Here is a 710-nt window from a genome sequence, read left to right as displayed (position 1 = left end):
GCGTGCTTCTCCTTTGCATCAGCAAACACACGCTCAATGGTTTCTTTTCGTTGGGCATAGATTTTCTTGCCCTTTTCGGTTTTGCGGATGGCCTCCACAATATCCAGATACTCCTGCCAGATATGTGTGGTCATTGCCTTTTGCCCCTTTTCATTGGCTCCGCATTTAAATTTACATGGGCAAGATTTGCACTTGGACGGAGTCGTACGGTAAGTACGTTTTCCTTCCTTGTCCGTGGTGGTGTGTCGCAGCACACCACCTTGAGGGCAAATGAAACTGTCAGTTACAGGATCATACTCATACTCCCAAGGCTTGTACCGTTCTTTATCTCCTTTATACCTGGTATAGGGCATGATGGGGATTCTCCCATCCTCCAGAATCTTCTTTGCAATCCAAGGGGTTTTATATGCTGCGTCCATTGCCACATACTTCGCATGTTCAAATTTAGCTGTTATTTCATCGTAAAGTGCATCCCAAGCTACGCTGTCATGAATATTTCCTGCGGTTACTTCTACTCCAAGAATAAACCCTCGCCTATCACAAGCTGTGTGTGCTTCGTATGCAAACTGCCGTTCATGCTCTCCTTTGATGAACATTCCCGCATCGGGGTCGGTTGTGGAAACTGTCTTTTCAACCATCCCTCCACCAGAGGTGCCCTCATCATCGTGATCGTCATCGTCGTTGATAGGCTTTTTCCCCAACTTCTCACG

1 protein-coding gene is annotated in these 710 nt (G+C 46.9%); it reads right to left on the bottom strand.

Translation table 11 applies throughout. The features are described 5' to 3' along the window. A partial coding sequence (locus E0L15_RS12185; protein ID WP_168125820.1) for a transposase occupies positions 1 to 710 on the bottom strand: 710 nt, incomplete at both ends.

The organism is Pseudoflavonifractor sp. SW1122 (assembly GCF_012027765.1).
Lineage (GTDB): Bacteria > Bacillota > Clostridia > Oscillospirales > Oscillospiraceae > Enterenecus > Enterenecus faecium.
Note: the sequence above shows the minus strand (reverse complement) of the source record. Positions and strands in the feature narration are given on the sequence as shown.